The organism is Alkaliphilus crotonatoxidans (assembly GCF_054658015.1).
The window spans coordinates 1,535,725-1,554,072 of the sequence record NZ_BAAHXS010000004.1 but is presented as its reverse complement, the minus strand read 5'-3'; the positions used below and the strand labels follow the sequence as shown (position 1 = coordinate 1,554,072).

Annotated in this window: 18 protein-coding genes; 4 read left to right on the top strand and 14 right to left on the bottom strand. The window is 40.2% G+C overall.

The genetic code is table 11. The features are described 5' to 3' along the window. Nucleotides 1-39: 39 nt before the first annotated feature. The 8 genes from lpdA to ACYQ1I_RS09955 all read right to left on the bottom strand — a co-directional run bounded on the left by lpdA (nucleotide 40) and on the right by ACYQ1I_RS09955 (nucleotide 9,144). On the bottom strand, nucleotides 40-1,413 hold the full coding sequence (lpdA, locus tag ACYQ1I_RS09990; protein WP_459764834.1) for a dihydrolipoyl dehydrogenase: 1,374 nt from the start codon (nucleotides 1,411-1,413) through the stop codon (nucleotides 40-42). An 11-nt stretch (nucleotides 1,414-1,424) separates the two neighbouring features. After that, on the bottom strand, nucleotides 1,425-2,717 hold the full coding sequence (locus ACYQ1I_RS09985) for a dihydrolipoamide acetyltransferase family protein (RefSeq protein ID WP_459764832.1): 1,293 nt from the start codon (nucleotides 2,715-2,717) through the stop codon (nucleotides 1,425-1,427). Nucleotides 2,718-2,733: 16 nt separating this feature from the next. After that, entirely contained in the window at nucleotides 2,734-3,717 is a 984-nt protein-coding gene (locus ACYQ1I_RS09980; RefSeq protein WP_459764830.1) for an alpha-ketoacid dehydrogenase subunit beta, read from the bottom strand. After that, the gene (gene pdhA / locus ACYQ1I_RS09975; protein WP_459764828.1) at nucleotides 3,717-4,805 is read right to left on the bottom strand and encodes a pyruvate dehydrogenase (acetyl-transferring) E1 component subunit alpha; all 1,089 of its coding nucleotides are present in this window, start codon (nucleotides 4,803-4,805) and stop codon (nucleotides 3,717-3,719) included. The genes ACYQ1I_RS09980 and pdhA overlap by 1 nt, the downstream gene beginning before the upstream one ends. A 134-nt stretch (nucleotides 4,806-4,939) precedes the next feature. Further along, nucleotides 4,940-5,170 (bottom strand): hypothetical protein, encoded by a 231-nt coding sequence (locus ACYQ1I_RS09970; RefSeq protein ID WP_459764826.1) that lies wholly within the window; start codon nucleotides 5,168-5,170, stop codon nucleotides 4,940-4,942. A gap of 165 nt (nucleotides 5,171-5,335) precedes the next feature. After that, complete coding sequence (locus tag ACYQ1I_RS09965) at nucleotides 5,336-7,984, bottom strand: ATP-binding protein (protein ID WP_459764824.1); 2,649 nt, start codon at nucleotides 7,982-7,984, stop codon at nucleotides 5,336-5,338. Nucleotides 7,985-8,274: 290 nt separating this feature from the next. Then, the gene (locus tag ACYQ1I_RS09960) at nucleotides 8,275-8,412 is read right to left on the bottom strand and encodes a hypothetical protein (protein WP_459764822.1); all 138 of its coding nucleotides are present in this window, start codon (nucleotides 8,410-8,412) and stop codon (nucleotides 8,275-8,277) included. Between the two features lie 360 nt (nucleotides 8,413-8,772). Further along, on the bottom strand, nucleotides 8,773-9,144 hold the full coding sequence (locus tag ACYQ1I_RS09955; protein ID WP_459764821.1) for an FMN-binding protein: 372 nt from the start codon (nucleotides 9,142-9,144) through the stop codon (nucleotides 8,773-8,775). 285 nt (nucleotides 9,145-9,429) lie between these two features. Here ACYQ1I_RS09955 and ACYQ1I_RS09950 point away from each other — a divergent pair, with 285 nt between their 5' ends. The 4 genes from ACYQ1I_RS09950 to ACYQ1I_RS09935 are packed head-to-tail and all read left to right on the top strand — an operon-like array spanning nucleotide 9,430 to nucleotide 13,466. Then, nucleotides 9,430-10,959 (top strand): spore germination protein, encoded by a 1,530-nt coding sequence (locus ACYQ1I_RS09950; protein ID WP_459764819.1) that lies wholly within the window; start codon nucleotides 9,430-9,432, stop codon nucleotides 10,957-10,959. A 34-nt stretch (nucleotides 10,960-10,993) separates the two neighbouring features. After that, nucleotides 10,994-12,145 carry a Ger(x)C family spore germination protein gene (locus ACYQ1I_RS09945; protein WP_459764817.1) on the top strand — a complete coding sequence of 384 codons (1,152 nt, stop codon included), beginning with the start codon at nucleotides 10,994-10,996 and terminating at the stop codon, nucleotides 12,143-12,145. A gap of 11 nt (nucleotides 12,146-12,156) precedes the next feature. After that, nucleotides 12,157-12,369, top strand: coding sequence for a hypothetical protein (locus ACYQ1I_RS09940; RefSeq protein ID WP_459764815.1), 213 nt, complete (start codon nucleotides 12,157-12,159; stop codon nucleotides 12,367-12,369). A gap of 5 nt (nucleotides 12,370-12,374) precedes the next feature. Beyond that, the gene (locus ACYQ1I_RS09935; protein ID WP_459764813.1) at nucleotides 12,375-13,466 is read left to right on the top strand and encodes a GerAB/ArcD/ProY family transporter; all 1,092 of its coding nucleotides are present in this window, start codon (nucleotides 12,375-12,377) and stop codon (nucleotides 13,464-13,466) included. Between the two features lie 39 nt (nucleotides 13,467-13,505). On the opposite strand, the gene ACYQ1I_RS09930 is transcribed toward ACYQ1I_RS09935, so the two are convergent. From ACYQ1I_RS09930 to ACYQ1I_RS09905, 6 genes are all read right to left on the bottom strand, one after another. Further along, nucleotides 13,506-13,907 (bottom strand): L,D-transpeptidase family protein, encoded by a 402-nt coding sequence (locus ACYQ1I_RS09930; RefSeq protein WP_459765338.1) that lies wholly within the window; start codon nucleotides 13,905-13,907, stop codon nucleotides 13,506-13,508. 23 nt (nucleotides 13,908-13,930) lie between these two features. Next, nucleotides 13,931-15,511 (bottom strand): recombinase family protein, encoded by a 1,581-nt coding sequence (locus ACYQ1I_RS09925; protein WP_459764811.1) that lies wholly within the window; start codon nucleotides 15,509-15,511, stop codon nucleotides 13,931-13,933. Nucleotides 15,512-15,548: 37 nt separating this feature from the next. After that, the gene (locus ACYQ1I_RS09920; RefSeq protein ID WP_459764809.1) at nucleotides 15,549-15,671 is read right to left on the bottom strand and encodes a hypothetical protein; all 123 of its coding nucleotides are present in this window, start codon (nucleotides 15,669-15,671) and stop codon (nucleotides 15,549-15,551) included. A gap of 366 nt (nucleotides 15,672-16,037) precedes the next feature. Next, nucleotides 16,038-16,757, bottom strand: coding sequence for an ABC transporter permease (locus ACYQ1I_RS09915; RefSeq protein WP_459764807.1), 720 nt, complete (start codon nucleotides 16,755-16,757; stop codon nucleotides 16,038-16,040). Beyond that, nucleotides 16,750-17,484 carry an ABC transporter ATP-binding protein gene (locus ACYQ1I_RS09910; protein ID WP_459764806.1) on the bottom strand — a complete coding sequence of 245 codons (735 nt, stop codon included), beginning with the start codon at nucleotides 17,482-17,484 and terminating at the stop codon, nucleotides 16,750-16,752. The genes ACYQ1I_RS09915 and ACYQ1I_RS09910 overlap by 8 nt, the downstream gene beginning before the upstream one ends. 80 nt (nucleotides 17,485-17,564) lie before the next feature. Next, on the bottom strand, nucleotides 17,565-18,212 hold the full coding sequence (locus ACYQ1I_RS09905; protein ID WP_459764804.1) for a TetR/AcrR family transcriptional regulator: 648 nt from the start codon (nucleotides 18,210-18,212) through the stop codon (nucleotides 17,565-17,567). Nucleotides 18,213-18,348 lie beyond the last annotated feature (136 nt).

Genomic DNA, 18,348 nt, shown 5'->3' with positions numbered 1-18,348 from the left:
TGGCCATTCCATAGAATAGCCAGACTTTTTAGCAGTTTATTAGAAGTGTATTGGCTTACCCATAATTCCGTGGGCCGCCTCCATTACAATTTCTGAAAGGGTAGGATGAGGATGAATAGCCTTCGCCACATCATGGGCAGTTCCCTCAAGCTCCATTGAAATTACAGCCTCTGCAATCATGTCAGTGGCATGGACAGCCATGATATGGGTTCCTAAAATTTCTCCATACTGCTGGTCTGCCACTACCTTCACAAATCCGATGCTTTCCCCTTCTGCCAGGGCCTTTCCGTTGGCACTTAAGGGGAACCTGCTGACCAACACCTGATACCCTTGGGCCTTGGCTTCCTCCTCAGTTAAGCCCACCGAGGCAATTTCAGGGAAACTATAGATGCAGGATGGAATAATTTTATAGTTCAAGTACTCTTCTTCACCCATGGCATTGCTGGCGGCTACTATTCCTTCTGCACTGGCCACATGGGCCAGCATATATTTTCCATTTAAGTCGCCGATGGCATAGACACCCTTTATGCTGGTTTCCAGCTTGTCATTGGTCACAATGCCCCGTTGGTTTACTTCCAGGGATAGGCCCTCCAGGCCCTTTAAGTTGGGTTTTGTTCCCAGGGAAAGCAGTATTTTATCACCCTTAAATTGCTTTTCTTCACCATTGATAGCGGCAATAACGATATGCCCATCAATGGCCTTAACCGATGCCTTGGTAATGATATTAACACCATTATGGGTCAAATGCTTGCTGAGGGTAGCTGCCATTTCTCTTTCTGTTCCTGACAAAATTCCCTCTGAACGCTGCAGCAGGGTTACCTTCACCCCCAGGGTATTTAAAAGGGTTGCAAATTCAACAGCAATTACACCGCCGCCCAGTATCACCATGGTTTCGGGCAGCTTTTCCATTGATAAAAGCTCTTTGCTGGTTAAAACGATCCCCTTCTCATAGCCTTCCTTCAGGCCCTTTATATCGGGCATCATGGGTGATGCCCCAGTGGCCAGGATCAGCCTGTTACCTTCAAGCCTTTGATCGTTAACCTCGACATGTGTTGCATCCAATACCTGCCCAAAGCCCCGATACAGGTCTATCTTATTTTTTTTCATTAATCCCTCGACACCCATGACAAGGCGTTTTACCACTTTATCCTTCCGTTTCAGCATTTGAGGCCAATTTACTTTAATTTTTTCCTTTTCTATTCCCTCAATTCCATAGAAATCGCTTTTTAATATGTCTTGGTAAACTCTGGCGTTTTTTAACAAGGCCTTGGTGGGAATACAACCCCAGTTTAAGCATACTCCCCCCAGGGCTTCCTTTTCTATCAGGGCAACTTTTCCGCCCATCTGGGCCGCCTTAATAGCGGCCACATAACCACCGGGCCCGCCGCCCAATACAATTACATCGTATTTCATATCGATTCCCCCTAGCTTAGTAACAATATATTGGGACGCTGGATATACTTCTTAAAGGACTTAATAAACCTGCCGGCGTCTCCACCATCCAGCACACGATGATCAATGGCCAGGGATAGAGGCAGTATCCAACGGATTACAATTTGATCATCGATAACAACGGGCTTCTTTTCGATTCTTCCTACACCCAAAATGGCCACTTCAGGATAATTGATGATGGGGGTTCCAAAGCTGGCTCCCAGGGCCCCGTAGTTGGTAATGGTAAAGCTACTTCCCTTCAACTCATCAATTTTTAGACTTCGCTCCCTTGCTCCATTGCCCAGCCGCTGTATTTCTTCCATCAATCCTACAATTCCCCTGTGGTTGGCATCCCGAATGACAGGCACCAACAGGCCATCCTCAGTGTCAACGGCAATACCAATATCAATCATTTGCTTGATTAAATAATGTTCACCATCTTCATCTAATTGACCGTTAAACTTAGGATTTTCCGCCAAGGCCAGGGTGGTGGCTTTAATTATAAAAGGTAAAAAGGTAATGGAAAGACCCTTTTCCTCTTTAAAAAGCTCCTTGATGGATTGACGGTATTCCACCAGCTCGGTAACATCTATTTCCTCCATCACGGTGGTATGGGGGGCAGTAAAGAAGGATTCCGTCATCTTCTTGGATATGGTCCTTCTCAGGCTGGATAGCTTAATTCTTTCTACCTTGGAACCCTCTGCTTCACGGCCCAGGGGAGCCATTTCCGGTGCTGGGCTATGAACGGCCTTGGCTTGATGAGCTTTTTGAATATCCGCCTTCATAATCCTGCCTGCGGGGCCGGTTCCAATGACATTTTCAAGGTTTATTCCCAAATCGTGGGCCATTTTTCTAGCAACAGGGGTTGCCAGAACCTTCTTCCTTGATTCGCTTAAAGGACTGTCAGAGGCCCTTCCTTCCTGGCTGACAGGTACTACTTCATTTGATACCTCCAGGGCCCCCACTACTCCTGCATTATCTTCCTCTACGGGCTCCACCTTCGTTTCCGTATCACTTTGGGATACTGGTTGAGCCTCGGAAGCTGTACCTTCACCATTGTCTATGACAACCAATATATCTTCAACATAAATGGTTTCCCCCACCTCTCCATGGAGGGATTGAATGGTACCTGCTGCAGGGGAAGGCAGTTCGGCATTTACCTTATCGGTTTCCACCTCGCACAGGGAATCTCCTTCCTTCACCTGATCCCCCACCTGTACCAGCCATTTTAGTAAAACACCTTCGGTGATACCTTCTCCAATATCTGGAAATCTGAACTCTATCATCATGCGTTCCCTCCCCTTAGGTTAAATAATTTACCACTTCAGTAATTTTCTTTAATATACGGTCTGGGCCCGGAATATAGTGATGCTCACCCCTGGGCAGCGGAAATACGGTATCAAAGCCTGTTAATCGGGTTGGGGGGGCCTCAAGATGCAGGAAGGCCTGCTCGTTGATAATTGAAATCAGCTCTGCCCCGACTCCCAGGGTTTTGACGGCCTCATGAACGATTAACACCCTGCCGGTTTTCTTAACGGAATCTATGACGGTATCCCTGTCAATGGGGGCTATGGTTCTAAGGTCGATCACCTCTGCTTTAATTCCCTTTTCCAGGGCCATTTCTGCAGCCTTAAGGGTTTCTCTCATGGAGGCTCCCCAGGAGATTAAGGTAATATCACTACCCTCCTGTACTACCTTGGCCTTACCAATGGGAATTAAATATTCCTCGTCGGGAACCTCTTGCTTAAAGGCCCGATAGATTCGCTTTGGTTCCATAAAGATAACGGGATCTTCATCACGAATAGCCGAGGCCAATAGCCCCTTGGCATCATAGGGGGTAGAGGGAATGACCACCTTTAATCCCGGTATATGAGCAAATAGTGACTCAGTTGATTCGGAATGGTGCTCCAGGGCCCGAATTCCGCCACCATAGGGCATTCTAATGACCATAGGAACTGTATATCTACCCCTTGAACGATTTCTAAGTCTTGCTACATGGGTAATAATCTGATTAAAAGCAGGATACACAAAGCCCATAAATTGTATTTCAACAACGGGAATCATGCCGTTGACAGCCATCCCAATACCGACACCTACAATGCCCGATTCAGCCAATGGCGTATCCATGCAACGTTCCCTGCCAAATTCTTTCTGAAGATCAACAGTGGCTCTAAAAACGCCCCCCTCATAGCCTACGTCTTCACCAAATACAACAACCCGATCATCTCTTTTCATTTCCTGCCTTAGGGTTTCATTAACAGCCTGTAATAAATTCATAACAGCCATTATGCTTCACCTCTTTCCCTTAAAAATTGTTGGTATTCAGCTAGTTGCTCCTGTAACTGAGGGGTCATTTCCTTAAATTGATATTTGAAGATATCCTCCAGCTCTGTTTGTCCGTTGGCTTCTACATATTTAAAGGCAGCCTCAGCCTCTTGGGCATATTGTTCAATAATTTTTTCGTTTTCTTCTTCACTCAGCAACCCTTCCCTGATTAGATATTTTCTCATGCGGTCAATCGGGTCCTTTTTCTTCCACTCCTCTACCTCAGTATTATCTCGGTAACGAGTTGGATCATCGCTGGTGGTATGGGCTCCCAGGCGATAGGTGTAGGCCTCAATTAAGGTAGGGCCTTCTCCCCTTCTGGCCCTTTCTACGGCGGCCTTGGTAGCGACATACATTGCGAAGATGTCGTTACCGTCCACCAATATGCCAGGGAATCCAAAGGCAATGGCTTTTTGAGCGATGGTTTCTGCAGCCGTTTGTATTTCCCTGGGTACCGAAATAGCCCATTGGTTATTTTGGCAGAGGAAAACTGTTGGTGTCTTGTATACACCGGCCCAGTTTAAAGCCTCTGAAAAGTCTCCCTGGGAAGTGGCTCCATCACCAAAGTAGGTGATTGCAACCTCATCCTTATTTTGTAGCTTCGCTGCCCATGAGATTCCTACTGCATGCTGCAAATGACTGGCAATGGGTACCGAAACGGGTAAAATCCTCAAATCCTCTGGTACATAACTGCCAAATTCATTTCCATACCAATAGAGGTATATCATTTTTAGATCGGCCCCCCTGGTAAGCCATGCCCCCAGCTCACGAAAGGCTGGTACCATCCAGTCTTGCTTCCTAAGGGGATAGGCACTGGCCACCTGGGCTGCCTCTTGCCCCGTATTGGGGGCGTAGGTCAACATTCTGCCCTGCCGCTGATACATTAATGCCTTTTTATCGGTTTCCCGGGTTTGAACCATTAGTCTATACATTTTTAATAGATCTTCCTTGGTTAGCGCCGGCATTAGTTCAGGCTTTACAATATTTCCTTCATGATCCATGATTTGGAGCATTTTCTTCTCTAAAGGATTATAATCTTGAAAATTCATAACCATCCCTCCAATTCTGATTTAGAATTTCTCTTGTTATTCTTATATCCGTACCCCAAAGAAAATAACAATTATTTTCAATTAACTATTATTTTTTTCAAAAAAATAAAGTGTCGAAAACTCGACACTTTATTTTATGCTATGTTATTTGGTTTTACATAATTTGCTTGGTCTTGAGGATGGGGCATTTCAAGAATAATTGCCAGGGCAATTAATGAAAAGGCTGTGCCCAACAGCAGCCATAGTATGGGATTCTGCTTCTTTTGCCTTGCCTTAAAGGCTGTGAAAATTCCCACTGCAACTTCGAAAAAAACGATATAATTTATTGGCATTTTATCCACTACTTTCCAGTTTCCAAATTTCATCCTCCTGGTCTATACTCTATATATGGGAAAACCTTTGCTTTCCTGTAATAAAATCATACCATACTTTTAATGGAAAATAAATAATAATGATTCTCCCTCGAAAATTTATTTAGATAACTGGACTGTAGCATATACTGATGCAGCGATCCAATATTTTCTCTTATTTTATTCCTTTATATCGGCAAACTCCGTCTGGATTTTTTCAGTAAAATTATCATTGATTTCATTAAATTCAATCCCCATGGCACCAATATTGATTTTTTTAGGCAGTACGACGGTAAATTCACAGCCCCAATCCGCTTCACTATTTAGACGAATTTCTCCTTCCATCAGCTCGACAAACTTCTTTACTAACGAAAGACCGATTCCTGTGCCATCGTTTTTTCTGCTCAAGGAACCATCGACAATATAGAAGCGGTCAAAAATTTTCTTCTGCTTGCTTTTAGGAATTCCGACTCCATTATCCTTTACACCAATATAAATGCAAGTTTCATCCTGCTGTAGGGTAATGATGATTTTCCCTTCTTTGTCTGAAAACTTGATGGCATTGGATAATAAATTCAGCAATATTCTCTCATACTTTTCCGGGTCAACGGCTATAACCAGATCCTGGCATTGATTGATGAAATAAATTTGGATATTTTTCTTCTGGGCAATGGGCTGGATAGATTCCAAAAGGGATTCCGTCAAGGCAGCAATTTCTACATTGCAATAATTAACGTTCATATACCCTGCCTCAGCCTTTGTTATATCTAAAAAATTATTAACTAGCCGCAGCAATCGATAGGTATTTTTCTCGATTTTCTTCAGCATTTTGATGTTACCAGCACTGAATTCTTTGGCATATAATTCCCCTGTCAGCAGCTGGATTGCAGAATGGACAACGGCAATGGGTGAACGAAGCTCGTGGGAAATCACCGAGAAATATTCCTCCTTCATCCTTGCCAGCTCTTCTGCCTCCTTCTTGGCATTGATCTGATTGGTAATGTCTACACCAACGGCAGTAATATTGCATACTTCCCCAGACTCATTCATAATGGGGGTATAAATTACTTGAAGATGCCTTTCATGGCCCTCTGGGTCTTTAAATTGTACTACCCTTGTATCGACCACCTTTCTTTCATAGGCAACGCTGTCGGCCACGTCATGCCATTCCAGTGCCACATCGGGGTCTAGGGTTTCCCTGAAGCTCTTTCCTTCAAGCTGCTGCGGGGTGTATTTCTTTCCCGTAACATCTTCAATAAAATTGCAATAACGACTATTCAATGCTTCAAAAACACATTGGGGATAGCTGATAACCACCATGGGAGCCCCCAGACTTTCCATGATGCTTTTAATGAATTGATTGTTCTGGTAAATCGTTATTTGCTGCTGTTGAATTTTGGTAATATCACTATAGCTTATGACAGCATATTCCACTTGGTTTTGGGAATTTAATACAGGAATACCATTAAAGGAAACATACTTCGTTTCTCCTTTAACCTCTACCTTAAATATCTTATTCCTGATTTCTTGACCCTTCAGCACTTTAAAGACAGGAAAATTTTCATGGGTAATGGGCTCACCGTTGAGTTCCATAATGTTTCCATAGGATAAAGCCATACCGGCATAGTAGTCTTTGTCTTTTACAAGGCTTTTATATTGAAAAATTTCATCGCAGGCAGGATTTAAAAGCGTGTATTCTCCCCTTGCGTTAATAATTGCTACCCCATCAGAAATAGTATTAATTACATTTTCTAGCTCATCAGCCTTGAGCTTATATTGATTTTTAAGGCTGTTCAGCTCTACAAAATCCGTTATATTTCTTAATATACCAATGGCAAAGTCTCTGCCCGAATGGTCCTTAAAGGAAATTGCATCCATATAATAATATTCCTTTTTGTCTTTAAAGTGTATACATATTTTTGAATTTCTGCAGCAGTAGCCTTTAAAAACCTGATAAACCGGGTCGTTATCAATAGAAATAATGTTACCCTCAAAGTCTGTGATCTTCATTTTGGAATAGATATCTGTCAAATTCTTAGCCTTCATTCGTTTTAACAGCTGTCTTCCTGTTTTATTGACCTTAATAAATGCCTTATCTTTATTCATAATAAAGACCATATCACTCACATTATCGAACATATGGTCCAACAGATTGGCCTGAACTCGATATCGATTATTTTGTATTTCTAATTGTTGATTAAGGGCTTCTATTTTTTGCTTATATTCCTGATGATATAGCTCCCGCTCAATCCCCTGTACTGCAGTCATCATCAAAGCATCAATGATTCGGGGCCTTGTTCCTTCTGGCAACAGCAAATTTAAGACGTAGATTACCTGTCCCTCAGTATCATAAATTGGCATACCAATGGCCCCATATTGATGATATCGTTCCTGGTAATGCTCTGTACCCGAAATTCCAATTGGGTCCTTATACTTCAATGCAATACCGGCGGCAGTGGTTCCTCTTTTTTCGATACTCCAATTGCTTCCAATGGTTAAGGCTAATTGCTCTAATACTTTATCAGCAAAATTGCTGAGTACCTCCAGTATAAATCCCTCTTGGTTAATGAGAAATACTGAAAACTCACATTCCTTAAGTAAAGCATCGGCAATTTTTACCATATACTGCTTGATCAGGAAAAGATTTTGTCGATTCCGCTCCTTTAACTGTTTAATTAGGCTTTGGTCAACCGGCGCCTCTTCGTAGGGGTCCTGATAGGGAACCTTCATTGTTTTGGATATTTGCCAGCTTTCTTTAATTTGTTGATGAACATCATCGTTGATGATTTCCTTCTCAACAAAATTCAACCAGGTAAAATAATTTGTCATTGTTTTCACCTTTCAATTCTGTTTTCATTCTTATTAATTAGTATTCCATTCATTTTACAAAAATCCTCTTATCGTGTTATAATATTTCATAAATTGTTTTATTTTGTCGTTTTTTGAGAATGAATCTTACTTTTATAAATAGCTGAAGCAACAAGACATAAAATTCGCACCCTTTTATTGTACAGAAAAACCGCCATAAATCAAATTGTGATGAAGAAAAAAAAACTCTTTGCTGAAATAGAAAATTAAAAGTGCACCTACAAATGTTTGTCTAACATTTAAGGTGCACTTCATTTACGGGGCGTCTTCATTGGTATACTTCTTTTTTGTCTATTCTCCAGTAATATTTTATACGTCTTCTCTATCTCTGTATGCTTTTTGGCTTGTTCTTTGATGAACCGATGTTCAAGATATTTTTTTTCGTCCATTCCCCTTCCTCCTTTAATAGAATGGTTTAATTATTCTTGTTTTTGTATATTCATTCATAATTTTATTTTATATTGCCCCTCTGAAATTGTCAATAAAAAGCCCCTAGCTTCCCTGTAAATAAAACTGTTCTTTATTCACAGGAATGTCTAGGGACCATTTTTCAGGTTTATAATACTAGGGCGTGTCTGAAAACCCACTCAAGGGCATCTTTCACCGCTTTTTTGCCCCACGCAGCGTTGCTTTTCCTTGACGTACTCCTGGTATGCCTTCAAAAAAGCACCTTGCTTGGAACAAAAATTCAGTAAAATCTGCACCCTTCGGAGTATTCAGACACACCCTATTACCTGATCTTTATAGAATTATTTTTGAGCTTCTGGCATTGCAGCATTGATCGCTTCAATTAGACCATTGCTGGTTCCTGTAGCCCCTGAAACTGTATCTAAGCCTTCAGCAGATTGCTTTTCTAAAAGCTGCTCTTTGATTCCCTCAAAGGCTGAGTCAGAAATTCCTTCTGTTTCTTCATGGGAAAGTACATTCATGTCAGAAATTTTTCCATTCTCTACTACAAGTTCAATTTCAATCGGGCCATTGTAGCCTTCACCAGTTCCTTTATATGTACCATCAGTAAAGGCTCCACCGTCGTCAGTTCCACCGCCACCGCCTCCACAGGCAGTTAAAGCTAACATACTTAAACCTACTACTCCAATTAAAGCCTTTTTCTTTAAACTCATTTTTCTTCCTCCTTCTTACTTATTCATCTTGACATTGATAAAATCAAGACAAATCGTGAAATAGATTGCTGATAAATTAATGAAAGACTGTTTACTATCATTAATTTATTAAACAAACCTTATTTTATTCCATATTTACATAAAAGTCAAATGAAATAAATGTAATTATTTGGATAACATTTTTTGTATACGACTTATTTTTGATAGAAATATATAATTTGGGTTAATCTATTTCATAAGAGACCAAATTACCTTATCATATGAACAAAAACAGGGGGTGTACTGATGATCAAAAAGCTAATGGGCTTATTTCATTATTTAAAATATCATTCCAGCAGTGGTAATCAAGATTCAGCTCCTACTTATGTAAAGGATAAAATCCCCCGCAGCTTAAAGGAGGTAGCCGATTTAATCAGGGAAGTAATCGGCGAGTCTACTGATGTCATCATTCGAAACCTTACGATCCATACGCCTGAACCACAGAAAATTTTAGTGGTCTTTATTAACGGTCTCAATGATTATCGTAATGTAGAAATAAATGTTTTGAAACCTATATTAAACCATGAATTTAAAGCAGCCCCTAAAAATTTGTTGGATTATCTGACAGAAGAGGTAATTACCTCCCTCCATAGTGCCCCTACCTATTCCTTTAATAATGTAATCGAAAGCATAATGTCGGGCCGTTGTATACTGTTTTTAGACGGCTATCAGGGAGCCATCTGCACCGGTGCAGTAGGCTGGGAAACCAGGGGAATTATTGAACCTGAAACGGAAGCCTCTATAAGGGGCCCTCGGGAGGGGTTTAATGAAGATATTCTCACAAATATAGCGTTAATTAGGAGAAAGCTGAAAAACCCAAGACTAAAGATAGAAAACATTACCCTGGGAACCATTTCTCAAACAGAAATTGCCCTTTGTTATATTAATGGAATTGTGGATGATAATATTTTGAATGAGCTTAAAAAGCGAATCAATAAAATCAATATAGATTCAATTTTAGAAACAGGCTATATCGAACAATTTATTGAAGATCATCCCCTTTCCCCCTTCCCCACCATCGGCTCTACGGAACGCCCTGATGTGGTGGTGGGAAAAATCCTTGAAGGCAGAATTGCCATTCTCTGTGACGGCACCCCTTTCGTTTTAACCGTACCAAGGATTTTTATGGAAAACCTCCAGGTAAGTGAGGATTATTATCGCCGCACCCTGTTTGCCTCAACCATAAGACTGATTCGGATTATGGCATTCCTGGTCTCGACATCATTGCCGGGAATTTATGTGGCTCTTCAAACCTACCATCATGAAATTATACCCTTTAAGTTATTTTTAACCATAGCCGGAGCAAGGGAAGGAATTCCTATTTCATCCTTTACTGAGGCCCTGATGATGCTTTTTATTTTTGAATTTTTAAAAGAAGCCGGGTTACGAATGCCAAAGCCCGTCGGACAAACCGTAACCATCGTAGGAGCCATTGTAATTGGCCAGGCTACGGTAGAAGCAGGAATTGCCAGCCCCTTAATGGTAATTGTCATTGCCCTGACCGCCATATCTGGTTTTATCACCCCTGAGCTGGATTTTACCATCTTTTTTATACGGATCGTACTATTGATTGCCGGTAATATTTTAGGTTTCTATGGCATTATCATGGCGGCCGTGGGGATATTTATTCACATGAACAATATTAAATCCTTTGGTATCGAATACCTGTACCCTGTAGCTCCCACCTCACAGGAGCTAAAGGACAGCTTGATCCGATTTCCCCTTTGGTCGCTGTTTTTTGACCATACCTCATTGAAATCGGAAAATCGAAAATAAATATGATTGGTATTTTAATAAAAGGAGCAAGCCTATGGAAAAGCGACTCATTTTAATTATCATATTATGCTTATTTTTAACAGGCTGTTGGAATAGTCGGGAGGCCAGCGACCTGGGTGTGGCAATTGCCATGGGAATTGATTTGATAGAAGACGATCTACTGGAGGTTACGGTTCAGGTGTTGGTTCCCAGGATGCTTGAAAGTGAAAGCCTTGAAGAAAACGCCGTGATTACTTTTAATGCTACGGGCAGTACGATATTTGAAATCCTGCGGAAGCTCACTAATATTTCCAGCAGAAAAATTTATATAGGCCATATTCAGATAATTGTTATCGGAGAAACCCTGGCTAAATCAGGTATTGATCAAATGGCTGATTTTTTCGCAAGGGACCACGAATTTAGACGCCAAGCCCTGGTGGTCTTATCAAAGGATGTAAGTGCCAAAACGGTACTGGAAACGAGAAGTATTTTTGAAGCTATTCCTGCCATGAATCTTGTAGGAGTTATTGAAAACAATGTTCATGTGGGAACGAGCCGAAAGATGAATTTATTACAATTTTTCGCCGAAATCAACAGTAAGGGACACAATCTAGTATTGCCGTCTATTAGTCCTCGCTTTAATGAAACCCCTAAGATTGTTCGTGATTTAGAGGCAGAGGGGTCGGGGGTATTTAAGGATGGAATGTTGGTAGGTTTTCTAAACGGGCAGGAGAACCGTGGATATCTTTGGGTGATTGGAGAGCTTTCCGGTGGAATTTTGGTTATTCCCGCTCCAGATGATCAAAATAAGCTGATTGCTATGGAAATTTTAAGAATGAATTCCCATATGGATGTAAAAATTAAAAATAACCAGCTTACCCTGATCGTTACCGTAGAGGAATATAGTAACATCGGAGAACAGCAAACCAATACCGATCTTACGACAGAAGAGATGATAAAATACCTGCAGGATAAGAAAAGCGAATTAATTAAAAATGAAATACAATTGGCCTTTTCTAAAGCCCAGGTTGAATATCAGAGTGATATCTTCGGTTTTGGTGAACTGGTTCGTAAAAATCACCCTCAAATCTGGAAAGAAGTTGAGGATCGGTGGGATGAGGTCTTCGCCACATTACCCGTTGAAATCAACGTTAGTACCAAGGTTGAAAGGAGCGGCCAGTTGCTCAAGCCAAGTAAAAATCAATAGGAGGGTTTTTCTTGACGATCGTATATTTATTTCTCATAGGCCTTGTTCTGCTTTCCATCGATTATCCACTACTAAAGGGAAATAAGTCTAAAACACTGAAATTTCTTTACGGATTCCTTTTAATCATTGGGCTGGGAATCAACTATATTGTCATAAAACGATTACCCATTGATTCTCCGTCTGTTATATTCGAGCGTATTATCATGTCTTTTATAGAGAGGTAATAATAATGAACAAAGAGGCAGGTATTTCAAATTATCAATTTTCCATATTACTAATGGGCTTTATTATGGGGAGTACCATGATCATTGTTCCTGGAAGTCATGCCCTGCAGGATGCCTGGATTGCCTATATTCTGGCCTGGGCAGGGGGAATGGTATTGTTTAGCCTATATTACCTACTTTACAGTTTAAATCCCAATCACACCTTAATTGAGATGAATCGCAATCTTTTAGGGAAATGGCTTGGGGGCTTAATCTCAATACTATATATATGGTATTTTATTCACCTGGCTGCCTTAATTCTTCGTAACTTCGGGGAATATGTACTCACCATTTCATTGCCCGAAACCCCTTTATGGTTCATTGTACTTTGCTATATTTTAGTTACGGGCTATTCCGTTAGAAGTGGCCTGGAGGTTACCTGCAGAACCGCTGAGCTGGTGGTACCTGCTATCTTCATTTTTCAATTAATTATTTTTTTCATACTGATGCCCCATTTTGATTGGACAAACTTTAAACCATTTATGCAGGGAGGCCTTAGCACCATCGGTAATGCTACCTTTTCTGTAATTGCCTTTCCCTTTGGTGAAACGGTTGTTTTCTTAATGCTCTTTCCCTACGTAAAGCAACAAAAAAAGTTAAAAAACACCTATCTGCTTTCCCTTTTATTGTCGGGAAGCCTTCTTTTTCTGGGAATTATCAGAGATATTGCCGTCATTGGCCCCGGTGGGATAGAACGGAGTATATTTCCTCCTCACCTGTCCATCCAATATATTCCTTATCTTAATATTGACACCTTAATAGGGGTAATCTTCTTTGCCAGTGGGGGAGCAAAGATTTGCATCTGCTTTTTAGGGGCCACCATTGGTATTTCTCAGTTAAGCAAAACAAAAGATCATCGCCCCTTTGTAATTCCCGTTGCGGTTATTTTAGTAGGCCTTACCATTTGGTTATACCAAAGTGCTCCTGAAATGCTCCATTGGGCCCTGAATATCTGGCCAATTTATTCGGTTCCTTTTCAAATGATTATTCCTGCAGCCTTGTTGATCGTCAGCTTTTTTAAAAGGGCCCTTGGAAAAAACCGCTCCCCTTCCATTTAAAAAGTCCTCCTTTAAAGGAGGACTCTTTTTTTAAGAAAATTATGGCTCTCGATTATCAGTATATTGATCTAATGCTAATTGCAGCTGATCGTAGGTATTGACCCCGACAACGCCGTCTGCAACAAGGTTAAAATCCCTCTGGAAGGCCCGAACAGCCTCCGTTAAAGCTGGATCAAAAATACCATCAATTTCACCATCATAATAGCCAAGGGTGGTTAGGGTTGTTTTAACAGAAAAAATATCAGGGCCTGGTTCAACACCCTCCCTTAGAATCCTTCCGGTAAAAACTTCACCAGTGATTTTTACCCGGGTACCCAGGGGAACAATGTCGTACAATTCATTGACATCCTCATTATACATTCTAATACATCCATTGCTGGCCGCTGTACCAATTGATTCAGGATTATTGGTTCCATGGATACCATAGCCACCCCAGGGGATATTACAACAAGCACATGGTATAATTAGGCCAATGGAGATTTAAAACGATAGTAAATTTTAATTTTACAATCTTCAAATACCTCGATTTTTTCTACCAGTTTTTCTAAAATTCTCTCATCAATAGATTCCATGTTAAGGAGCCCTTCAGCCATGGACTGAATATCTATTTTTTCATGGCCTTGCCTCTCAAGCTCAAGCAACTGGATATTAAGCTTTTCTTCCAGTAATAACAAATCATTCTTTTCATTGATAAACCCTTGGGTCAATTCAGAAAACTGCTGGGCAGTAATTAGCTGATTCACCCGATCGGTGTATAGGGTTTTAATGGCACGATCTATTTCAGTCACCCTACTATTTAGCAGCCTGATTCTTTTTTGCAGCTTCAGTAGGGGCCTCTGGGCCCCATCATTGGGAATTTTAACATATTGCCTCAACCTGCTGGCATCCAAAAATGCTGTTATCTGTTTAAGGTCTCCCAGCACCAGATTCTTAAGGGTTTCCTCATTAATGGAATGCCTGCTGCAATAACGTGCCGTATATCGCTTATAGGTTGAACAGATCAGGTATACCTGATCTGGGCCGCTGGTCTGAAATGTCATATACCTTCCGCAGTCGGCGCAGTAGACCATACCTGAAAAAATCCTCTTTGTTTTTCCATATTTGAAATGTTTCTTCTTTTTATTGATCTTATTTTTAACCTCCATAAAAAGGATCGGGTCAATAATCGGTGTATGGGTTCCCTCCGCAATAATCCAGTCCTCCTCCGGAACACGAATTAAGCCCTTTGATTTATAATTAATCTTTTTATTGACCCGCTGCCGAAGATTGCCCATATAGGTTGGATTCTGCAAAATCATCTTTACTGTAGCATGATTCCAGGGGGATGATTTTTTTATTTCTCCAAGCCCCCTTAGCTTATCTTTACGCTCCAGGGGGGTAATAATCCCCTCTTCATTTAACCACCGGGCAATTTGAGAAAGACCCCAGCCTTCGACGTACAGCTGAAAAATCTGTGCTACCACCGGCGCTGTCTCCTCATCAAGGATCAGTTTATTTTTATCTGTGGGGTCCTTAAGGTATCCATAGGGAGGAAAGGCCCCGATAAATTTTCCTTCCTTACGTTTACTGTCCATGGCAGCCCGAACCTTAACCGAAATATCTCTGGCATAAAGATCATTAATTACCGATCGAAAGGGTGTAATATCATTACCCATCGAATCAATATAGGTATCGATATTATCATTTACAGCAATGTATCTGACCCTTTTTTCAGGAAAATATCTTTCGATATAATGCCCGGTTGTAATATAATCTCTCCCTAGCCGACTAAGATCCTTGGTGATAACCAGATTTACCCTTTTAGCCTCAATATCTGCCAATAGCCGTTTAAAACCCGGCCGGTCAAAGCTTGTTCCTGTAAAGCCATCATCAATATACACATCATAAAGCTGCCAACCCTGCTCCTTTACGTAACGCTGTAAGAAATCCCTTTGATTCACGATAGATTCTGACTGTTCAAGTCCACTGTCCTCCCTGGAAATCCTGCAATATATTGCGGCTCGAAAGCCTGCCGTCAAGCCGCTGTTATTGATTAGATTCTGCACAAAAACCTCCCTCCCTGGAATCATGATCAATGAGCAGTCAATCCTTTAATACAATATCAAGATTGATTTTTTCCTGTAGTATTTCTGCCAGTAGAATCTCAAGAGCCTTCCCAGCCGGATTAAAAACAGACTCTACCGAATATGATTCATCCTTTCCCATGTCTTCGCCCCCTTTTGACTTATATATATGTTTCAATGGGATTGTCTTATATATAAAAAAATCCCTCAATATAAGGGAAGATAAAGGGGCTTTTATTGATGTGGAATACAAGGATGGATTTTAATGTAGCTATTGAATGGCTTCAATAAAAATGGCCCTCCCGGTTTAATCTTTACCAGCAAGACCATTTTATCCTTCCCTTACTTTTCTATCTTTATATGCTTTAAGTACTCTTCAAGCCAAGCAGCCTATAAACCCAGCAGTATAAATGCCATATCAATGGAGCGTCTTAGTTACTCATTTAAAATATAATAGAAAAACAATATAGATCATAAATTATATAAGAAATATTTTAGCCCATTCAAGCTAAACCTCCATTCTATTAACGTTGTTAGTTGATAGAATGACCGCTAATCCCCCTGCAACTATGGCCAACACCATAGCCCCTAAGCTCACTGTCACAGAACCTTCCATTAGTATATTACTAAGTATATTGCCTAAAATTGCAGATAAAATTACTGCCGAAAGGATTGTGGCAGGTAAAGATTTTTTGGCAAAGCCAATTCCCATAGCAATCAACCCCAATCCCCCCGATGTTAGGGCCGTAATAACAGTCATGTTTAACATTTTTATTATAATTTGCTTTGTCAACATATCCTCTACAATTGAAAAGATTGACTCAGTTCCACTAAAAATGCCAAAAACCAATAGGCTGCTTACTAAGGCGACAACCGTTGTAAATAGGAACACAACAATACATTTTGCAAAAAAGAGCTTTTTTCTTCCTATTGGATAGGAAAATAATAAATAGACACGATTGCCTGTGTATTCTGTTATTACCATACGGCCATACATTACCGCAGAAAGTACTGCAAAGCATACCATTGCCAAAGATGAAACAAATGCGACTATTGTATCGTAGCTAGTTAATATTTTTAAATCAGGTTCATTTTCTAACATTGTCATATTGGGCATTATAGCAAATAGGTAGATGAATCCCAGTAAAACTAAAGTGATAATTCCACTGGCCATTAAATAGGTTTGAAGTCTGTTTCTCTTCCACTCTAATAACATTAACTTAAGCATTTATATTTCCCCCTTCCATCATACTTAAAAAATAATTTTCCAGCCCACCAGCATACTGCTTTCTAACAGCAGATAAGGAAACCTCTTGACGAAGGGCGCCGTTTACAATAACACCAACTTTATCTGCAATATGTTCAACCTCACTGAGTATATGGCTGGAAATTAAAATTGTTTTTCCATATTCCTTAGCCAGTATAAGAAGTAAATCCCGCATATGACGAATCCCCATAGGGTCAAGACCATTTATAGGCTCATCTAATACTAGAAGCTTTGGATTATGAACTAAGGTCCTGGCAATCCCCAGCCGTTGGCGCATACCAAGGGAGAAGTCTGAGACAGGCTTTTTATTTATATGGTTAAGACCCACCATTTTCAATATCTCTGATAAATCCATCCCCTTTACGCCCATATAAGCTAAATGCAACTCCAGATTTTCTATTGCCGACAGATGCTCATAAAACACTGGCATTTCAATTATACTTCCAATATTTCTTAAAATTTTAATCTTATCCTTCCTCATATCCATTCCCAATACCATTACCTCACCAGCTGTTGGCTCAAATAGCCCTGTCAGAATTTTAAAAATTGATGTTTTCCCTGCACCATTAGCACCCAATAATCCGTATATCGTCCCAGTTTCAATCGTCATACTGCAATCCTTAATGATCTCTACTCCAGAAATTGCCTTAACAAGATTGCTTGTTCTTACTGCTATTGATTGATTCATTCTGTTCACTCCTTCATTAATGATACCGACTGAATGTATGTATAATATTAAAAAAATAATCTGCCTTAAGCAGGTTATTTTTAAAAACTATTTAGTAAGGAATTTGCAAACCCATCACATTTCTTTAAGATATCGTTATCTATAATTGGAACACCAATACGCTCCATCAGGTCTTTTAAAAAACGAAATTTATTCATTAATTGATCTTTGTCCACCTCAAAAATCATAGGATTACACCAGACATTAATTAGTAGCATAATCACCTCAGCGGCTTCCTTAGGTTGATTAGTATGAATTGATCCGTCGGCAATTCCTTCTTTCACTAGCTTTTCTACCAGTGGAGCAACAAAGGTAATCGTATCGGTTAAATGTTGGGTTATAAATTTAGGATTTTTCGTAAGGGAGCTCATAGAATGAAATAGTTGGAGCTGATTTTTATCACTTAATGCTAATGAAAGTATTTTTTGTATTTTCTGTAGCCCATTTAGTTCTGTTTCCGCTTCAACGGTGCCGAACCAATTATTTTCTTGAAAAATCCTTTCAGTGACTGCATCAATAATTTCTTCCTTAGATTTAAAATGATGATAGATGGCTCCCCTGGTAAGTCCCCCTAAATGATCTACAATATCTTGAATAGTGGTCTGGTCATAGCCCTTCTCTAAAAAGAGCTTTAACGAAACATCTAAAATTTGATTAACCGTCTCTTCCGGATACTTATTTCTAGCCATATTTTATCTTCATCCTTTTCATACATTCATTTGGTATGTTTGAAGAATATCATGAATTGATTTTATTGTCAATCAGAAACTTTCGTAATATCACGATGCCAAAGCTTATTGCAATACAATATATTGTTACTATTTT

Excerpts from the sequence above, each read along its gene's own strand:
- pdhA (WP_459764828.1), bottom strand. The coding sequence starts at position 4,805 with ATGAATTTTCAAGATTATAATCCTTTAGAGAAGAAAATGCTCCAAATC.
- ACYQ1I_RS09960 (WP_459764822.1), bottom strand. The coding sequence starts at position 8,412 with ATGGACGAAAAAAAATATCTTGAACATCGGTTCATCAAAGAACAAGCC.
- ACYQ1I_RS09935 (WP_459764813.1), top strand. The coding sequence starts at position 12,375 with ATGAACAAAGAGGCAGGTATTTCAAATTATCAATTTTCCATATTACTA.
- ACYQ1I_RS09915 (WP_459764807.1), bottom strand. The coding sequence starts at position 16,757 with ATGCTTAAGTTAATGTTATTAGAGTGGAAGAGAAACAGACTTCAAACC.
- ACYQ1I_RS09970 (WP_459764826.1), bottom strand. The coding sequence starts at position 5,170 with ATGAAATTTGGAAACTGGAAAGTAGTGGATAAAATGCCAATAAATTAT.
- ACYQ1I_RS09945 (WP_459764817.1), top strand. The coding sequence starts at position 10,994 with ATGGAAAAGCGACTCATTTTAATTATCATATTATGCTTATTTTTAACA.
- ACYQ1I_RS09965 (WP_459764824.1), bottom strand. The coding sequence starts at position 7,984 with ATGACAAATTATTTTACCTGGTTGAATTTTGTTGAGAAGGAAATCATC.
- ACYQ1I_RS09905 (WP_459764804.1), bottom strand. The coding sequence starts at position 18,212 with ATGGCTAGAAATAAGTATCCGGAAGAGACGGTTAATCAAATTTTAGAT.
- ACYQ1I_RS09985 (WP_459764832.1), bottom strand. The coding sequence starts at position 2,717 with ATGATAGAGTTCAGATTTCCAGATATTGGAGAAGGTATCACCGAAGGT.
- ACYQ1I_RS09910 (WP_459764806.1), bottom strand. The coding sequence starts at position 17,484 with ATGAATCAATCAATAGCAGTAAGAACAAGCAATCTTGTTAAGGCAATT.
- ACYQ1I_RS09950 (WP_459764819.1), top strand. The coding sequence starts at position 9,430 with ATGATCAAAAAGCTAATGGGCTTATTTCATTATTTAAAATATCATTCC.
- ACYQ1I_RS09980 (WP_459764830.1), bottom strand. The coding sequence starts at position 3,717 with ATGGCTGTTATGAATTTATTACAGGCTGTTAATGAAACCCTAAGGCAG.
- lpdA (WP_459764834.1), bottom strand. The coding sequence starts at position 1,413 with ATGAAATACGATGTAATTGTATTGGGCGGCGGGCCCGGTGGTTATGTG.
- ACYQ1I_RS09920 (WP_459764809.1), bottom strand. The coding sequence starts at position 15,671 with ATGGGAAAGGATGAATCATATTCGGTAGAGTCTGTTTTTAATCCGGCT.
- ACYQ1I_RS09955 (WP_459764821.1), bottom strand. The coding sequence starts at position 9,144 with ATGAGTTTAAAGAAAAAGGCTTTAATTGGAGTAGTAGGTTTAAGTATG.